Below are 16456 nucleotides of genomic sequence, written 5' to 3' on the forward strand. Positions count from 1 at the left end.
GCGACTGCTTCGGCGCCGCCGCGGCGGTCTCCCTCGCCGAGGGGGCGCTGCTGAGCGAGGCGGTCGAGCAGGGCGTCCACCACGCCTCGGTGTTCGTCACCGGGGCTCCGGCCCGCCGCGGGAGCGGCCCGGCCGACGACCCGTGGGGGCTGGTGCGCCGCACCCGCCTGCAGGGCGGCACGGTCGTGGCGACCGGCGGCTGCTTCGACCTGCTGCACCCCGGCCACATCAGCCTGCTGCACCAGGCGGCCCGGCTGGGCGACCTGCTGGTGGTGTGCCTGAACTCCGACGCCTCCGTCCGCGCGCTCAAGGGCCCGGGACGGCCCGTGATGAACCAGCGGGACCGCACCGAGGTGCTGGCGGCGCTGGGCTGCGTCGACGCGGTGGTGGTCTTCGAGGAGGAGACGCCGATGGCGCTGCTGGACCGTCTGCGGCCCGACCTGTGGGTCAAGGGCGGCGACTACGGACCGCTGGAGCTGCCCGAGGCGCCGCTGGTGCGCCGCCACGGCGGCCAGGTGCTGCTGCTGCCGTACCTGGAGGGCCGCTCCACCACCCGTCTGGTGCGGCGCGTCCACGCCGCGGGAGGAGAGCACTGATGAGCGGACGGATCATCCGGCGGGCGGTCGTCACCGGAGGCGCGGGGTTCCTGGGCTCGCACCTGTGCGAGCGGCTGCTGGAGCGCGACGTGTCGGTGACGTGCATGGACAACTTCCTCACCGGCACCCCGCACAACCTCATCCACCTGCTGGGACGGCCCGGCTTCCACGTCGTGGAATGCGACCTGACGGACTTCGTGCACGTGTCCGGGCCGGTGGACCTCATCCTGCACTTCGCCTCGGCGGCCTCCCCGGTGGACTACATGAAGCTGCCGGTGGAGACCCTGAAGGTCGGCGCGATCGGCACGATGCACGCCCTGGGCATGGCCCGCGAGAAGAACGCCCGGTTCGTGCTGGCCTCCACCAGCGAGGTCTACGGCGACCCGCTGCGCCACCCCCAGCACGAGGACTACTGGGGCAACGTCAACCCGGTGGGGCCGCGCAGCGTCTACGACGAGGCCAAACGCTACGCCGAGGCGCTCACCACCGCCTACCGCAACAGCCGGGACGTCGACACCGGCATCGTGCGGATCTTCAACACCTACGGGCCGAGGATGCGCCCGCACGACGGCCGCGCCATCCCCACGTTCATCCGCCAGGCGCTGGCCGGCGAGCCGCTGACGGTGACCGGGGACGGCACGCAGACCCGCTCGATCTGCTACGTCGACGACACCGTCGAGGGCGTCCTGGCGATGGCCTTCAGCGACGCGGCGGGGCCGGTCAACATCGGCAACGGCGCCGAGACCACCGTCCTGGACCTGGCCCGCACGATCCGCGCCCTGGCCGGTTCGCGCTCGCCGGTCGAGTTCGTGCCGCGCCCCGCCGACGATCCGAGCGTGCGCTGCCCGGACGTGGGCCTGGCGCGCCGGCTGCTGGGCTGGACGCCGCGCGTCCCGCCCGAGGAGGGGCTGGCGCGCACCGTGGAGTGGTTCGCCGAACGCCTGGCACGAGTGTGAGGGAAGGGGCGGGATGAGAGTCCTGGGAGTCAACGCGATCTTCCACGATCCGGCCGCGGCGCTGGTCGTGGACGGCCGTCCGGTCGCGGCGGCCGAAGAGGAGCGGTTCAGCCGCCGCAAGCACGGCAAGCGGCCCGTGCCGTTCTCGGCGTGGGAGCAGCCGGTGCTGGCGGCCCGCTGGTGCCTGGAGCACGCCGGGCTGGCCCCCGGCGACCTGGACGCCGTCGCCTTCTCCTACGACCCGTCGCTGGTGCGGCCCGCGCGGGAGATGGGGGTCCACGACCCCTACGACGACCTGCGGACCATGTACGCGCGGATGGCGCCCGGCCTCCTGGCCGAGGCGCTGCCCGGACTGGATCCGGACAAGGTGGTGTTCGTCCCCCACCACGTGGCGCACGCGGCGTCGGCGGGGCTGGCCGCCCCTGCCCGCTCGTGCGCGGTGCTGGTCAACGACGGACGCGGCGAGGACGCCTCGCACCTGGCGGGCCGCTACCGGGACGGGCGGCTGGAGGTGCTGGCCGCCCAGCGGCTGCCGCACTCCCTCGGCCTGTTCTACGAGGCGCTGACCGAGCACCTGGGATTCCTGCGCTCCAGCGACGAGTACAAGGTGATGGCGCTGGCCTCCTACGGCAAGCCCCGCCACCTGGACCTGATGCGCGAGGCGGTGCGCGTGCACCCCGACGGCGGCTTTCGCACCGATGCGATCGACTGGACGGCGCTGTGCCCGGCGCGCGCGCCGGACGCGCCCTGCACCGACGTGCACGCCGACGTCGCGGCCTCCGCCCAGCGGCGGCTGGAGGAGGTGCTGCTGGAACAGGCGCGGATCCTGCACGAGCAGACCGGTGAGCGGACGCTGGCGATGGCCGGCGGCACGGCGCTGAACTGCGTCGCCAACACCGTCCTGGCCCGGCGGGGACCGTTCGAGCAGGTGTGGGTGCAGCCCGCCGCGGGCGACGCGGGCACCTCCCTGGGCGCGGCGCTGCACTTGGGCGCGCGAGAGGAGCGGCCGCGCTGGACGATGGACGGCGCCGCCCTGGGCCGGGACCTGGACGACGCCGAGATCGAGGAGGCGCTGCGCCTGGCGCGCGTGCCCTACGAGCGGCCCGACGACATCGCCGAGACCGCCGCGCGGACCCTGGCGGGCGACGGGATCGTCGCCTGGGTGCAGGGCCGGGCGGAGTTCGGGCCGCGGGCGCTGGGCCACCGCTCCCTGCTGGCCCACCCCGGGCACCGCGCCAACCTGGAGCGGCTCAACGACGTCAAGGGCCGCGAGCAGTTCCGGCCCGTCGCCCCGATGGTGCTGGCCGACCGCGCGCCGCAGATCTTCCAGCGCGGCCCGCTCCCCAGCCCCTACATGCTGTTCGTCCACGATGTCGCGCCCGCCTGGCAGGACCGCATCCCCGCGGTCGTGCACGTGGACGGCACCGCCCGCGTGCAGACGGTCGACCCGCGGTCCGAGCCGCTGGCCGCCCGGCTGCTGAGGGCGTTCGAAAGGCGTACCGGATTGCCCGTGCTGGTCAACACCAGCCTCAACACCGCAGGAAGGCCCATGGTGGACGACATACGTGACGCGCTGGAGTGCTTCGGCTCCACTCCCATCGACCTGCTGGCCATCGGATCGTTCGCGGTGCGGCGATGAACGGCTACAGCGTGGTCATCCCGACCTTGGTGCGGTCGTCGCTGCGCGACTGCCTGTTCTCCCTGGCCGCGACCTGGGGGCCGCCGCCACAGGAGATCGTGCTGGTGGACGACCGTCCCTCCGGCGGCCCGATGGTGCGGGTGCCCGGCGAGCTGGCCTGCCTGGTGCGGGTGCTGGCCAGCCGGGGCGGGGGCCCGGCGGCGGCCCGCAACCTGGGGTGGCGCAGGACCCGCACCCCGTGGGTGGTGTTCCTCGACGACGACGTGCTGGTGGAGGAGGACTGGTGCGCTGCGCTGGCCGTCGACCTCAAGCGGGCCGGGGAGCGGGTCGCCGGGGTGCAGGGCCGCATCAGCGTGCCGCTGCCCTGCGACCGCCCGCCCACCGACTGGGAGCGGGTGACGTCGGGCCTGGCCCGCGCCCGGTGGATCACCGCCGACATGGCCTACCGCCGCGAGGCGCTGGTGGAGTCCGGGGGTTTCGACGAGCGGTTCCCGCGCGCGTTCCGCGAGGACGCCGACCTGGCGCTGCGCCTGCAGGCCGACGGGTGGGAGCTGACCGAGGGCGAGCGCCTGTCCCGGCATCCGGTGCGTCCCGCCACGGCGGCCGCCAGCCTGCGCGCCCAGGCGGGCAACGCCGACGACGCGCTGATGCGGGCCGTGCACGGGCCCGGCTGGCACCGCAGGGCCGGGGAGGCGGTGGGACGCAGGCCGCGCCATCTGGCGATCACCGCGGCCGGGGTCCTGGCGGCGGTCGCGGCCCTGGCCGGACGCCGCCGCCTGGCCCGCGCGGCGGCGCTGGGGGCGCTGGCGGGAGTCGGGGAGTTCGCGGCGGCCCGCATCCTGCCGGGACCGCGCGACCTGCGCGAGGTGACGCTGATGCTGGGCACCAGCCTGCTGATCCCGCCGGCGGCCTCCTGGCACTGGGCGCGGGGCGTGGCACGCTCCCGTTCGGCCCGCCCGTGGCCCGGCCCGGCCAAGGCGCTGCTGCTGGACCGCGACGGCACCCTCGTCCACGACGTCCCCTACAACGGCGATCCCGACCTGGTGGAGCCGATCCGGGGGGTGCGCGAGGCGCTGGAGCTGGCCCGTGAGAGCGGGCTGCGGCTGGCTGTGGTGAGCAACCAGTCGGGGCTGGCCTCGGGCCGCTTCTCCCCCGAGGACCTGGAGGCCGTCAACCGGCGGGTGCAGGAGCTGCTGGGTCCGTTCGAGGTGTGGAAGACCTGCCCGCACGGCGGGGACGAGGGCTGCGCGTGCCGCAAGCCCGCGCCGGGCCTGATCGCGCAGGCCGCCGCCGAGCTGGGCGTGGAGGTCGGCGAGTGCGTGATGGTCGGTGACATCGGCTCGGACGTGCGGGCCGCGCGGGCCGCGGGGGCCCGGTCGGTGCTGGTGCCCACCGCGCAGACCCGCCGCGAGGAGCTGGAGGGGGCCAGGTGCGCTCCGGACCTGCTGACCGCGGTGCGCTTCGCCCTGGGAGAGGCCTCCGGGGGCCGGCTGTGGCGGTGAGCGGCGGAACGCTGGTGGTGCGGCTGGACGGAGCGGGCGACGTCCTGCTGGCCGGACCGTGCGTGCGGGCGGCAGGGGCCTCGGGGCCGGTGGCGGTGCTGGCCGGTCCCGAGGGCGCCGAGGCCGCGCGGCTGCTGCCCGGGGTGGAGCGGGTGCTGGTGTGGAGGTGCCCGTGGGTGGTGCGCGAGCCGCCGCCGGTGGAGGCCGGCGATGTCGGCGAGGTGGTGGCGGAGATCGCGGCCGAGAGGTTCGGGCAGGCGCTGGTCCTGACGTCCTTCCACCAGTCGCCGCTGCCGACGGCCCTGGTATTGCGTCTGGCGGGCGTGCCGCGCGTCAGCGCGATCAGCGTCGACTACCCCGGAGCCCTCCTGGACGTGCGCCACCGGCTCGACGGGGAGGTCCACGAAGCCGAGAGGGCCCTGTCCCTGGCGCGCGCCGCCGGATTCGACCTGCCCGAGGGCGACGACGGGAGGCTGGCGGTACGCGCGCCGCTGCCGCCCACCGAGCACCTGACGGGAGGCGGGCCGTACCTCGCGGTGCACCCGGGGGCGACGGCCGCCGCGCGACGCTGGCCCGGCGAGCGGTGGGTGGACGCGGTGAAGGAGCTGGTGCGCCGGGGCCACCGGGTGGTGGTGACGGGCTCGCCTGCGGAGCGGGGCCTGACCGCCCACGCCGCCGGGGCGCACGGCCTGGACCTGGGCGGGCGGACGAGCCTGCACGAGCTGGCGGGGGTGTTCGCCGGTGCCCGGGTGGTGCTGGCGGCCAACACCGGGCCCGCCCATCTGGCGGCGGCGGTGGGAACGCCGGTGGTGTCGCTGTTCGCGCCCGTCGTCCCTGCCGCCCGCTGGCGGCCCTACCGCGTGCCGCACGTCCTGCTGGGCGACCAGCACGCCGCGTGCCGGGGCAGCCGGGCGGTGGAGTGCCCGGTGGCGGGCCATCCGTGCCTGAACGGCGTCGGCGCCGAGTCCGCGGCCGACGCCGCTGAGGCCCTCATGGGGGAGGCGGGGAGATGAACGTCCTGATCTGGCACGTGCACGGCTCCTGGACCACGGCTTTCCTGCAGGGCCCGCACACCTGCCTGCTGCCGGTCACGCCCGACCGGGGCCCGGACGGGCTGGGCCGGGCCCGCACCTGGCGGTGGCCGGACTCGGCGGTGGAGGTGCCGCTGGAGCGGTTGCGCGACCACGACGTCGACGTGGCGGTCCTGCAGCGCCCGCACGAGGAGGAGCTGGTGCGCCGCTTCCTGGGCCGCAGGGTCCCCCTGGTGTACCTGGAGCACGACGCGCCGTGGGACGGGGTGCCGCTGACGCGCCATCCGGTGGCCGACCGCCGCGACGTGCTGCTGGTGCACGTCACCCACTTCAACTCGCTGTTCTGGGACGGCGGCTCCACCGAGCAGCGGGTGGTGGAGCACGCGGTCGTCGATCCGGGACCCCTGTGGACGGGGGAGCTCGCGCGGGTGGGGGTGGTGGTCAACGAGCCGCTGCGGCGGGGCCGCCACGTGGGGACCGACCTCCTGGCGGAGCTGGCCGGCGGGCTGCCGGTGGACGTGTTCGGAATGAAGGTCCAGGAGTTGCCCGGGGCGCTCGGCCTGCCCGGGATGCGCGCTTATGAGGACCTTCCCCAGCAGCGGATGCACGCCCTGCTGGCGGCGCGCAGGGTGTACCTGCACCCGTTCCGCTGGACGTCGCTGGGACTGTCGCTGATCGAGGCGATGTACCTGGGGATGCCGGTGGTCGCGCTGGCCACGACCGAGGCCGTCGAGGCCGTCCCGCCGGGCGCGGGGGTCGTCTCCACCCGGCTTGAGACGCTCCGGGAGGCGGTGCGCAGGCTGGTGTGCGACCAGGGTGAGGCGGCGGCGCTGGGAAAGGCGGCGCGGGCTGCCGCCCTGGAGCGGTACGGGCTGGGGCGCTTCCTGGCCGACTGGGACCGGGTGCTGCTCGAGGCCGTGGCGCGATGAACGCGGTGCTGATCCTGCGGGCGCTGGGGCTGGGGGACTTCCTGACGGGGGTCCCGGCCTACCGGGCGCTGCGGGCGGCCCATCCGGGGAGCGAGATCGTGCTGGCGGCGCCGGGCGTGCTGGCGCCGCTGACGCCGCTGACGGGGGCGGTCGACCGGCTGCTGCCCACGGGGGAGCTGGAGCCGATCCCCTGGAGCGGGCCGCCGCCCGGCCTGGCGGTGGACCTGCACGGCAGCGGTCCCGCCAGCCACCGCCTCATCGCGGCGACCGGCGCTCGGGGGCAGTGGGTGTACGGCTCTCCGGCGGCTTCGGACGTGGAGGGGCCGTGGTGGAAGGAGGAGGAGCACGAGACGGTCCGCTGGTGCCGTCTGCTGCGCTGGCACCGGATTCCGGCCGATCCGGCCGATCTGCTGCTGGTGCCGCCGGGGCGGCCTTCTCCCGCGCCGGGGGCGACCGTGGTGCATCCGGGGGCGGCTCACGCGTCGCGGCGCTGGCCGGCCGAGCGGTTCGCCCAGGTGGCCCTGGGGCTGGCGGCGGCCGGGCATCGGGTGGTGGTGACGGGCGGCGCCCGCGAGCGGGGCCTGGCCCGGCGGGTGGCGGCGCTGGCGGGGCTGGGCGCGGAGCGGGTCCTGGCGGGTCTGGATCTGGCGGCGCTGGCCGCGCTGGTGGCGGGGGCGCGCTTGGTCGTCAGCGGGGACACGGGCCTGGCGCATCTGGCGTTCGCCTACGCCCGCCCGTCGGTGACGCTGTACGGCCCGGTCTCCCCGGGCCTGTGGGGGCCTCCCTCCGACCGGCGCCACCGGGTGATCTGGCACGGGGAGGGGGCGCGGCCGGGGGACGCCCACGGCCGCCGCCCCGATCGGCGGCTGCTGCTGATCCGGCCGCGGGAGGTGCTCGAGGCCGCCCTGGAGGGGGCTCCGGTGCGCTGAGGGGCGCTTCAGATCGCTTTGTCGAGCGCGTCGTGGCCGCCCGCGCCGTGCTCGTCCTAAGCGGAGGGTGCGGTGAGGCCCGCGGTGAGGAAGGCGATGACGGTGTCGGCGTCGGGCGGGGACGCGGCGGTGGCGGGGCGGGACGACAGGGGACGGCCGTAGATCTCCAGCAGGAGGGTGAAGGCCAGGAGCCAGCGCTGGGCGATCTCGCGGGGCGTCAGGTGGGGCATGGCGCGCACGAGCATGATCTCGAACGGGGCGGGGCCGAACCAGGGGGAGGAGGCGGGGACGCGGCCGTCGGGCAGGACCGAGCGGGCCAGCAGGTGGCACAGCATGCGGCCCTTCTCGGTGCGGGTGAGCTCCTCGAACGGGCGGACTATGGCGGCCACCAGGTCGGCGACCTCGAAGGACGGGCCGGTGCGGGGGTCGCGGGCGTGGCGGGCGAGGTCCTCCAGGCGGCCGGCCCACAGCGGCAGCAGCTCCCGCTCCAGGAGCGCGGCGACCAGTCCCTCGCGGGAGCCGAAGTGGTAGTGGACCGCGCCGGGGTTGAGGCCGGCCTCGGCGTTGATGGCGCGGACGGAGACCCGCTCGGGGCTCCTGCTCAGGAAGAGGCGTTCGGCGGCCGAGAGCAGGCGGTCGCGGGTGGGGAGTTCTTCGTCGGCCATGTTCTGGATCCTATAATCTTCAATCGGGATCCAATCAGTGATTGAATCTGTGGTGTGCCGCTCGAGCGCCTCCCGCGACCCCCCCTGGAGCACAACATGACAGTCCCCGACGTCTTCAGCCCCGCCAAGCTCGGCCCCCTGACCCTGCGCAACCGCACCATCAAGTCCGCCACTTTCGAGCACATGGCTCCGGGCGCGCTGGTCAGCGACGACCTGATCGAGTTCCACCGCGCGCACGCCGCGGGCGGGGTGGGCATGACGACCGTGGCCTACTGCGCGGTGGCGCCCGAGGGGCGCACCGAGCGCGACCAGATCCTGATGCGGCCCGAGGCGCTGCCCGGCCTGCGCCGCCTGGCCGAGGCCGTGCACGCCGAGGGCGCCGCGATCTCGGCGCAGATCGGGCACGCCGGTCCGGTGGCCAACGGCAAGTCCAACGGCGTCCACGCGCTGGCGGCCTCGAGGGCCTTCAGCCCGCTGTCGATGCAGAAGATCCGCAGCGCCACCCACGCCGACATCGAGCGGGTCACCCGGGCGCACGCCGACGCCGCGCTCCTGGCGGCCGAGGCGGGGTTCGACGCGGTGGAGATCCACTTCGGGCACAACTACCTGGCCAGCTCGTTCCTCAGCCCGCTGCTGAACAAGCGCAAGGACGAGTACGGCGGCTCCCTGGAGAACCGGGCCAAGGTCGCGCGGGGCGCGGCCCGGGCGGTGCGCGAGGCCGTCGGCGACCGGATCGCGATCCTGGCCAAGCTCAACATGGAGGACGGCGTGCGCGGCGGCTTCCAGATCGAGGAGAGCCTGCAGGTCGCCAGGTGGCTCGAGCAGGACGGCTCCCTGGACGCCCTGGAGCTGACCGCGGGCAGCTCCCTGCTCAACCCGATGTACCTCTTCCGCGGCGAGGCGCCCGTCAAGGAGTTCGCCGCGACGTTCTCCCAGCCCCTGAAGCTGGGCGTCCAGCTGTCGGGCAAGAAGTTCATCCGCGAGTACCCCTACCAGGAGGCGTTCCTGCTGGAGAGCGCCCGCCGGTTCCGCGAGGCGCTCCGGCTGCCGCTGGTGCTGCTGGGCGGCGTCAGCACGCGCGCCACGATGGACCTGGCGATGGCCGAGGGCTTCGAGTTCGTGGCGATGGCCCGCGCCCTGCTGCGCGAGCCCGACCTCATCAACCGCCTGCAGAAGGACCCGGAGACCCCGTCGCTGTGCACGCACTGCAACAAGTGCATGCCGACGATCTTCACCAAGACCCACTGCGTCCTGGCCTGACCCGCGCGCGGCACCCGGCCCGGCACCGCCCCTCGGGCGGCGCCGGGCCTTGCCGTCGGCCGCCTTGAACAGGATTTCGGCGTCCTTTGGCTCCGGCTTGACGCGCCGCTCCGAAAAACGCCCCGCGAGGGACTTTGGACCCCTGCCGAGTCGCGCGGGGCCGGGCCACGGTGGGAGGGAGAGCCACACGCGCGGCCTCCGCCCGGGACCGCGCCGGCAGGGGAGGAGCACACGATGACCCGCACCGTCCCGCAGGTGAACACGCAGTCCGGGGGGAAGGTTCCCCAGGATCTGCTGGACAGGGCCCGGGAGAAGGTCGAGCGGTTGTGCGGCCGCTCTCCCGAACAGGTCCTGGCGGCCCGGGTCCGCCTGAGCATGGGCTCGGGCGCGGACCGCCCCGCGGTCGCGCAGGCCAACCTCGACGTCAACGGCCGCACCGTGCGGGTGCAGACCACGGCCGCGACCATGGGCGAGGCCGTGGACCTGCTGGAGGACCGGCTGGCCGAACGCCTGCGGCGGGTCGCCCGCAACTGGGAGGCCGTACGCGGCGGGCGGCCCCAGCCGGACGAGTGGCGCCACGACTCCGAGCCGGCCCGCCGTCCCGCCTACTACCCGCGCCCGGCCGAGGAGCGGCAGGTCATCCGCCACAAGGCCTACGAGCTGGCCTCGGCCACCCCCGACGAGGCGGTCTTCGACATGGAGGCGCTGGACTACGACTTCCACCTGTTCACCGATGTGGCCACCGGCCAGGACAGCGTCGTGTACCGGCACGGCGACGCCTACCGCATGGCGCAGATCGACCCCAGGCCGCGCAAGGACGACCTGGCCGTGGACCTGACGGTCAGCCCGCACCCGGCGCCCCGCATCGGCGTCCGGGAGGCCGAGGAGCGGCTGGAGGCCACGGGCCTGCCGTTCGTGTTCTTCGCCGACGCGGACACCGGGCGCGGCAACGTCCTCTACCACCGCTACGACGGCCACTACGGCCTCATCACGCCGGCCGGCTGACCATTCCGGGAGCCCATCATGATCTACACCGACCGCAGGCACGCCGGAGCGCTGCTCGCCGGTTCCCTGGAGCACCTGCGCGACCGGGACCCTCTGGTCCTGGGCCTGCCGCGCGGCGGAGTGCCCGTCGCCTTCGAGGTCGCCCGGGCGCTGGGAGCCCCGCTGGACGTCATCGTCGTGCGCAAGCTCGGCACCCCCGGCCAGCCGGAGCTGGCGATGGGCGCGATCGGCGAGGGCGGCGTGCGCGTGCTGAACTCCGACGTCCTGCGCCGAGGCCGGGTCAGCGACGCCCAGCTGAGCGACGAGGAGCGCCGCGAGCACGCCATCCTCACCGACCGCGCCGCCCGTTTCCGGGGCGGGCGCCGGCCGCTGGACCTGCACGGCCGCACGGTGGTCATCGTCGACGACGGTGCCGCCACCGGCTCCACCGCGCGGGCCGCCTGCCTGGTGGCCCGCGCCCGCCACGCCGAGCACGTCGTGGTGGCCGTCCCGGTCGGCTCGCCCGAGGCCGTGGAGAGCCTGCGGGAGGTCGCCGACGAGGTGGTCTGCTCCGACACCCCGCGCGGCTTCTACGCCGTCGGGCAGTTCTACGAGGACTTCACCCAGACCGGCGACGAGGAGGTCGTCACGCTGCTCAAGCAGGCGCAGGAGCCCGCCGCGCCGGTGGTGGACCGGGAGGTGCGCGTCCAGGCGGGGCCGGTGGAGCTGGCGGGCCACCTGACGCTGCCGCCGCGCGCGCGGGGGATCGTGCTGTTCGCCCACGGCAGCGGCAGCAGCCGCCACAGCCCCCGCAACCACCAGGTCGCCCGCGCCCTCAACGGCGAGGGGCTGGGCACCCTGCTGTTCGACCTGCTGACCCGGCGGGAGGAGACCGACCGGGCGCACGTGTTCGACATCCCGCTGCTGGCCGGTCGCCTGGCCGACGCCACGCGCTGGCTGGCGGGGGAGCCGGACGCGGCGGGCCTGCCGGTGGGGTACTTCGGCGCGAGCACGGGCGCGGCCGCGGCGCTGATCGCGGCCGCCGAGCCGGGCAGCCCGGCGCGGGCGGTCGTGTCCCGGGGAGGCCGCCCGGACCTGGCGATGCCGGCGCTGCCGCGGGTGCAGGCGCCGACCCTGCTGATCGTGGGCGGCGCGGACCTGCCGGTGCTGGACCTCAACGAGCAGGCGCTGGCGGAGCTGGCGTGCGAGAAGCGCCTGGCGGTCGTGCCGGGCGCCACCCACCTGTTCGAGGAGCGGGGCGCGCTGGAGGAGGTGGCGGACCTGGCCGCGCGCTGGTTCCACGACCATCTGGGCTGAGCGGCGTCCGGGGGTCAGAAGGCGCTGTGCTCGAGCCAGTGGCGCAGCAGCTCCTCCTGGCCGCGCACCTGGAGGCGTTCGGGCGAGGCGCGGCGGCTGAAGACCAGGAGCAGGTCGCGGGCGGTGCCGGTGATGGTGACGTCGGCGGGCTCGTCTCGGGCGCTCCAGGTGACGGCCTCGGGCGCGCGGCGGACGGTCCAGACGTCGGGGGTGTCGGTCGCGGTGAACTTCAGCACGCCCTGGCCGCGCAGCGGGGTCAGGGCGGGGGACAGTCCGCTGGTGGCGCTGGCGGTGATGAGGTCGAGTCCCTCGCTGAGGGCGTCGGCCGCGTCGGAGGGCTCGGCACGGAAGTCGCGGCCGAGGGCCAGGGAGGCGTCGGCGCGGTGGACGAGCAGGTCGTTGCGCATGCGCCGGGTCCAGAAGCGGGCGGAGCGCGGGCCCAGGAACGTCCAGACCGGGGCGTCGGGGTCGGAGGCGACGGCTTCGTCCAGGAGGGCGGCGGCGCGGCGCAGCCACGGTCCCGGGTCGGCGGGGGCGGGCTGGTCGGGCTGGGGCGGCGGGGTGCCGGTGCGCACGAGCGCGGCGGCCCACAGCAGGCCGTTGCCCACGTGGGCGGCCAGGTCGGCCAGGGTCCATTCGGGGCAGGTGGGGACGGGCAGGGAGGGGTCGGCGCCTTCGAGCAGGGCGGCCAGCGCCTCGGTCTCGGCCTTCAGGTCCGGCAGGTCGGTCACGGGTCCTCCATGGTGATACCTGTGTACCAAATCTTGGTGGTACCTGTGTATCACAAACGGAAGAGGCGATCCAGGCGGCCCGTCAGCAGCTCCAGCGCGCGGGCCCCGTCCCGCTGCCCGGTCAGCACGCTGATGCCCAGCCCGTTGGCCAGCGCGAGCAGCTCGATCGCCAGCACGTCCGCGTCCAGGGAGCCGTCCACGGCCCCCTCGGACTGGGCCCGCGCGACGTACCCGGCCAGCAGCTCCTCCAGGGCCGCCGCGTCCCGCGCGCCGCGCGCCGACGGCTCGCCCCCGGAGAGCGCGTGGGTGTAGTAGGAGTGGTAGGTGAGGATGACGCGGCGTCCGTCCTCGTCGGCCGGCAGTACCGCCGACAGCGCCCCCAGCAGCAGCTCGTAGGGCCCCCTCGCCCGCGCGGTGCGCTCGCGCACCCGCTCGCCGATGCGCGCGGCCAGGTGCTCCAGCGCTCCGGCCAGCAGTTCGTCCTTGCTGTGGAAGTAGTACTGCACGAGCCGCAGCGACACCCCCGCCTCGGCGGCCACCTCGCGCATCGTCGCGGCGTGCAGGCCGCGCGTGCTCGCCACGGCCAGCAGCGCCTCGGCGATCTGGCGCCGCCTCTCGGCGTGATCGACCAGCTTGGGCACCGGTCCTCCTCCCGGGTCAGCGACACCCTACGCACCCGGCGGCCCCGGCGGTGCCCGGCGCCTCGCGGGATGCGCGCCCCAGGAAGATAGGTTAGCCTTCCCTAACCAAGATTTTTCGGGACTTATATCCGGTTAAGGTCTGTCCGTCTCTTTCGGGCGAACGACCCCAGACCGGTGGTTCGAACGCACAAGGAAGACCCATGCTCACCCTCCGCTCCCTGCGCCGCCACGCCGTCACGGCCACCGCGGCCACCGCCCTCACCCTCCTGCTGGGGGCCTGCGGTTCCAGCGACGACACCACCGGGAGCGCCGACGACAAGCAGCCCGCCGCGGCCTTCCCCGTCACCATCACCAGCGCCCTGGGCGACGCCGTCATCACCGAGCGGCCCGAGCGGGTCGTCACCCTCGGCCAGGGCTCCACCGAGACCGCCATCGCCCTGGGCAACACCCCCGTCGGCATCGAGAGCTACCCCTGGGGCAGCGACGAGACCGGCTACCTGCCCTGGATCCACGAGGCCGTCACCGAGAAGGGCGGCGAGCTGCCCAAGCAGTTCACCGGCGGCGAGGAACTCGACATCGAGGCCATCGTCGAACTCGACCCCGACGTCATCCTCGCCCCCTGGTCGGGCATCACCCAGGAGCAGTTCGACCTGCTCAAGGACGTCGCCCCCACCGTCGCCTACCCCGACCTGCCCTGGAGCACGAACTGGGACCAGCAGATCGACACCGTCGCCAAGGCCCTCGGCAAGCCCGACGACGGACAGAAGCTCATCAGCGGCATCAAGAAGCAGCTGAGCGACGCCGCCCAGAGCCGCCCCGACTACAAGAACCACACGTTCTCCTACATCTACACCGACGGCCCCGGCACCCTCGGCGTCTTCCTGCCCACCGAGCAGCGCGCCGAGATGGTCGCCTCCCTCGGCCTCAAGCCCGACCCCGTCGTGGAGACCTTCAAGGAGACCGAGGGCACCGACTCGGCCGTCATCGGCCTGGAGAACGCCGACAAGCTCAAGGACACCGACGTCGTCTTCACCTTCTACACCGACGCCAAGACCCGCAAGGAGATCGAGGCCCAGCCGCTGTACGCCGCCATCCCCGCCATCAAGAACGGCGCCGTGGTGGCCGGTGACGACAACTCCTTCGTCACCGCCTCCTCCATGATCAACCCGCTGACCGTGCCGTGGAGCATCGAGCGCTTCCTGCCGCTCATCGACGCGGCCGTCGCCAAGGTGAAGTGACCGGCTCACCCTTCTCCCGCGCATGACCATCCGTGCGGAACGCCCGTCGCGCGGCACCAGGCCCTCCCGGCCCGGTGCCGCGCGCCCGGCGTTCGTCCTCGTCCTGGCCCTCGCCCTCCTGGCCGCCTCGCTCCTGGCCAGCATCGCCCTGGGCAACCTCGCCATCCCCGCGGACGCCGTCCTTGACGTCCTGGCCGGCCACGGCGACCCCCACCACACCGCCGTCATCCAAAGCCGCTACCCGCGCACCGCGCTGGGCGTGCTGGCCGGGGCGTGCCTGGCCGTCGCCGGGACCCTCATGCAGGGCGTCACCCGCAACCCCCTGGCCGACCCCGGCATGCTCGGCATCAACGCCGGAGCCTCGGCCACCATCGTCGCGGCCACCGCCTACCTGGGCGCCTCCGGCCAGAACGCCGCCCTGTGGTGGGCGCTGCCCGGCGCGCTGCTGGCCGGCCTCGTCGTGCACCTCGTCGGCACCCGCCACGGCGGCACCAGCACCGTGCGACTCGTCCTGGCAGGCGCCGTCCTGTCGGCCGTCCTCAACGCCTTCATCCAGGCCGTCACCCTGAGCAAACCGCAGGTCTTCGACAGCTACCGCTACTGGGTCGTGGGCTCCCTGGCCGGACGCGACTTCGACGTCCTGTGGACCGTCCTGCCGCCGGCGGCCGCCGGCCTCATCGTGGCCCTGGCGCTCGGCGGCCCCCTCAACACCCTCGCCCTGGGCGACGACTCCGCCACGGCCCTGGGCGCCAGACCCGCCCGCACCAAGGCCGCGGGCCTGCTCACCGCCACCGTGCTGGCCGCCGCCGCGACCGCGGCCGTCGGCCCCATCGCCTTCGTCGGCCTGGCCGTCCCGCACGTGGTGCGCGCCCTGGTGGGCACCGACTTCCGCCTGCAGCTGCTGCTGTCACTGCTGCTGGGCCCCGCCCTCCTGCTGGCCGCAGACGTCATCGGACGGCTCGTGCTGCGCCCCGAGGAGCTCATGGTCGGCGTCGTCACCGCCTTCGTCGGAGCCCCCGCACTCCTGCTGGCCGTCCGCAGGATGAGGAGGAACGCGTGAACGCGCGCCCCCTGGTGCGCCCGCGCACGCTGGCCACCGCGCTGGCCTTCCTCGCCCTCACCCTGGCCGCGGCCGCCGCCACCCTCACCCTGGGACGCCTGGGCATCGCCCCGGCCGACCTGCCCTCGGTGCTGCTGGGCGAAGCCGAGGGCAAGAACGCCTTCGTCCTGGAACGGCTGCGCGGCCCGCGCCTCGTCGTCGCCCTCGGCGTCGGCGCCGCGTTCGGCCTGTCAGGGGCCCTCTTCCAGTCCGTCACCCGCAACCCCCTGGGCAGCCCCGACGTCATCGGCCTGGGCGCCGGGGCCGGCGCGGGAGCCGCCCTCGCCGCGCTCCTGCTGCCCGGCCTCATGCCCGTCCCGCTCGGCGCCCTGCTGGGCGCGGTCCTGGCCATGGCGGTCGTCTACCTCTCCACCGGCACCGGTTTCCGCAGCCCCGGACGGCTCGTCGTCGCCGGCATCGGCGTCACCGCGCTCTCCCAGGCGGTCATCCAGTACACCGTCTACTCCGTGGAGCGCGACAAGGCCGGCGTCCTGACCGCCTACGTCAACGGCAGCCTCAACGCCCGCTCCTGGCAGGACGCCGCCACCATCTGGACCGCGGTGCTCCTGACCGCCCCGTTCCTGGCGCTCATCGCCCGCGCCCTGGCGGTGGGGGAGATGGGCGACGACACCGCCCGCGCCCTGGGGACCGGCCCCGAACGCACCAAGACCGTCGCGGTCCTGCTGTCCATCGCGCTGTCGGCGGCGGCGGTCAGCGCGGCCGGGCCCATCGCCTTCATCGCGCTGTGCGCCCCGCAGATCGCGCGCCGCTGCACCGGGGCCGCGGGCCCCAACCTGGCGGTCTCGGCGCTGTCGGGCGCGTTCCTGCTGACGCTGGCCGACCTGGCCGCCCAGCAGCTCCCGCTGTTCACCACCCTGCCCGTCGGCATCTACACCATGGCGCTGGGCGGCGGCTACCTCGGCTACCTGCTGCTGAGCG

General features: G+C 74.8%; 16 protein-coding genes. 13 read left to right on the plus strand and 3 right to left on the minus strand.

Annotated features, from left to right (window positions below; genetic code table 11):
* The 7 genes from rfaE2 to ABD327_RS30095 form a co-directional block, all read left to right on the plus strand.
* The coding region (gene rfaE2, locus ABD327_RS30065) for a D-glycero-beta-D-manno-heptose 1-phosphate adenylyltransferase (RefSeq protein ID WP_344455371.1) at window positions 1-596 on the plus strand (596 nt) is incomplete at its 5' end.
* A complete protein-coding gene (locus ABD327_RS30070; RefSeq protein ID WP_344455373.1) occupies window positions 596-1552 on the plus strand; it encodes a UDP-glucuronic acid decarboxylase family protein in 957 nt (318 codons plus the stop codon). The genes rfaE2 and ABD327_RS30070, both read left to right, overlap by 1 nt.
* 13 nt (window positions 1553-1565) lie before the next feature.
* On the plus strand, window positions 1566-3191 hold the full coding sequence (locus ABD327_RS30075; RefSeq protein ID WP_344455375.1) for a carbamoyltransferase family protein: 1626 nt from the start codon (window positions 1566-1568) through the stop codon (window positions 3189-3191).
* The gene (locus ABD327_RS30080; protein ID WP_344455377.1) at window positions 3188-4693 is read left to right on the plus strand and encodes an HAD-IIIA family hydrolase; all 1506 of its coding nucleotides are present in this window, start codon (window positions 3188-3190) and stop codon (window positions 4691-4693) included. The genes ABD327_RS30075 and ABD327_RS30080 overlap by 4 nt, the downstream gene beginning before the upstream one ends.
* Window positions 4690-5706 carry a glycosyltransferase family 9 protein gene (locus tag ABD327_RS30085; RefSeq protein ID WP_344455379.1) on the plus strand — a complete coding sequence of 339 codons (1017 nt, stop codon included), beginning with the start codon at window positions 4690-4692 and terminating at the stop codon, window positions 5704-5706. The genes ABD327_RS30080 and ABD327_RS30085 overlap by 4 nt, the downstream gene beginning before the upstream one ends.
* Window positions 5703-6653, plus strand: coding sequence for a glycosyltransferase (locus ABD327_RS30090; RefSeq protein WP_344455381.1), 951 nt, complete (start codon window positions 5703-5705; stop codon window positions 6651-6653). The genes ABD327_RS30085 and ABD327_RS30090 overlap by 4 nt, the downstream gene beginning before the upstream one ends.
* A complete protein-coding gene (locus tag ABD327_RS30095) occupies window positions 6650-7582 on the plus strand; it encodes a glycosyltransferase family 9 protein (RefSeq protein WP_344455383.1) in 933 nt (310 codons plus the stop codon). The genes ABD327_RS30090 and ABD327_RS30095 overlap by 4 nt, the downstream gene beginning before the upstream one ends.
* Before the next feature lie 56 nt (window positions 7583-7638).
* Here ABD327_RS30095 and ABD327_RS30100 read toward each other — a convergent pair whose 3' ends face one another.
* Window positions 7639-8247 carry a TetR/AcrR family transcriptional regulator gene (locus ABD327_RS30100; protein WP_344455385.1) on the minus strand — a complete coding sequence of 203 codons (609 nt, stop codon included), beginning with the start codon at window positions 8245-8247 and terminating at the stop codon, window positions 7639-7641.
* Window positions 8248-8343: 96 nt separating this feature from the next.
* Between ABD327_RS30100 and ABD327_RS30105 the strand changes: the two genes are divergently transcribed.
* The 3 genes from ABD327_RS30105 to ABD327_RS30115 all read left to right on the plus strand — a co-directional run bounded on the left by ABD327_RS30105 (window position 8344) and on the right by ABD327_RS30115 (window position 11808).
* Window positions 8344-9507, plus strand: a complete 1164-nt coding sequence (locus ABD327_RS30105; protein WP_344455388.1) for an NADH:flavin oxidoreductase — start codon at window positions 8344-8346, stop codon at window positions 9505-9507.
* 234 nt (window positions 9508-9741) lie between these two features.
* Window positions 9742-10512 carry a ribosome hibernation promotion factor gene (locus ABD327_RS30110; protein ID WP_344455391.1) on the plus strand — a complete coding sequence of 257 codons (771 nt, stop codon included), beginning with the start codon at window positions 9742-9744 and terminating at the stop codon, window positions 10510-10512.
* 18 nt (window positions 10513-10530) lie between these two features.
* A complete protein-coding gene (locus ABD327_RS30115; RefSeq protein ID WP_344455393.1) occupies window positions 10531-11808 on the plus strand; it encodes a phosphoribosyltransferase family protein in 1278 nt (425 codons plus the stop codon).
* Window positions 11809-11822: 14 nt separating this feature from the next.
* Here the strand turns inward: ABD327_RS30115 and ABD327_RS30120 are convergent, their stop codons facing one another.
* Both ABD327_RS30120 and ABD327_RS30125 read right to left on the minus strand, forming a co-directional pair.
* Window positions 11823-12539 (minus strand): maleylpyruvate isomerase family mycothiol-dependent enzyme, encoded by a 717-nt coding sequence (locus ABD327_RS30120; RefSeq protein ID WP_344455395.1) that lies wholly within the window; start codon window positions 12537-12539, stop codon window positions 11823-11825.
* Between the two features lie 50 nt (window positions 12540-12589).
* Entirely contained in the window at window positions 12590-13180 is a 591-nt protein-coding gene (locus ABD327_RS30125; protein ID WP_344455397.1) for a TetR/AcrR family transcriptional regulator, read from the minus strand.
* Window positions 13181-13380: 200 nt separating this feature from the next.
* On the opposite strand from ABD327_RS30125, the gene ABD327_RS30130 reads away from it, so the two are divergent.
* The 3 genes from ABD327_RS30130 to ABD327_RS30140 form a co-directional block, all read left to right on the plus strand.
* Window positions 13381-14418, plus strand: a complete 1038-nt coding sequence (locus ABD327_RS30130; RefSeq protein WP_344455400.1) for an iron-siderophore ABC transporter substrate-binding protein — start codon at window positions 13381-13383, stop codon at window positions 14416-14418.
* Window positions 14419-14440: 22 nt separating this feature from the next.
* Window positions 14441-15478 carry a FecCD family ABC transporter permease gene (locus ABD327_RS30135; protein ID WP_344455402.1) on the plus strand — a complete coding sequence of 346 codons (1038 nt, stop codon included), beginning with the start codon at window positions 14441-14443 and terminating at the stop codon, window positions 15476-15478.
* Window positions 15475-16456, plus strand: a 982-nt coding sequence (locus tag ABD327_RS30140; RefSeq protein WP_344455404.1) for a FecCD family ABC transporter permease, incomplete at its 3' end; no start/stop codon positions are given. The genes ABD327_RS30135 and ABD327_RS30140, both read left to right, overlap by 4 nt.

The organism is Actinocorallia aurantiaca, assembly GCF_039533685.1.
GTDB lineage: Bacteria > Actinomycetota > Actinomycetes > Streptosporangiales > Streptosporangiaceae > Actinocorallia > Actinocorallia aurantiaca.